This is a genomic window from Pedobacter sp. 01N416 (assembly GCF_056399685.1).
Genome location: NZ_JBFTRT010000969.1, coordinates 1 through 819, shown reverse-complemented (window position 1 = coordinate 819; position 819 = coordinate 1). Strand labels below are relative to the sequence as shown.

Here is an 819-nt window from a genome sequence, read left to right as displayed (position 1 = left end):
CACCTGATGCTGCTAAGTTTATTAACCTAGAAGTACATCAGTCGTATTGAGTACGCATTATTTCACCTAATCATTTATAACCTATGAAACAAAATCTATCTTGTATCAAGAGGAGTTTTCTTCTCTTGTGTTTGGGGATGTTATTTGCCCTCGGCGCAATGGCCCAATCAAAAATCACTGGTAAAGTTATTGCAAGTGATGATAAACTGCCTGTGGTTGGCGCCACGATCAAAATTAAAAATGGTAGCGGTGGTACCGCTACTGATGCAAATGGGGCCTTCTCGCTGAGCGTAAAACCTACTGATGTGTTGGTTATTTCTTTTGTTGGCTATGGCAGTAAAGAAGTAACAGTGGGTACCCAAACCAACATTTCAATTGTATTACAAGCCAACAATAATAACCTTACAGATGTTGTAGTGACTGGTTATTCTTCTCAGCGGAAGAAAGACTTAACTGGTTCTGTGGCTGTAGTAAGTATGGAACTGTTAAAGGCCCAGCCTGCAGCAAGTGCTGTAGAAGCGTTGCAAGGAAAAGCAACAGGGGTACAAATTGTAAATGACGGGGCTCCTGGTTCAACGCCACAAATCAGAATCCGGGGTTTTAGTACCATTAATAACAATGACCCACTTTATGTAATTGATGGGGTTCCGTTTGAGGGAAAACTATCCTGGCTTAATCAGAATGATATCGAAAGCATGCAAGTATTGAAAGATGCTTCTTCTGCTTCTATCTATGGTTCAAGAGCAAATAATGGTGTGGTTATCATTACCACAAAAAAAGGTTCAGCAGGACTACCAAAAATTACGCTCGATTCTTACT

The 819-nt window shown here is 40.5% G+C and carries 1 protein-coding gene; it reads left to right on the top strand.

All coding sequences use genetic code 11. The features are described from left to right. Window positions 1–83: 83 nt before the first annotated feature. On the top strand, window positions 84–819 hold a 736-nt coding region (locus tag AC1DND_RS28730), incomplete at its 3' end, for a TonB-dependent receptor plug domain-containing protein (protein ID WP_477586360.1).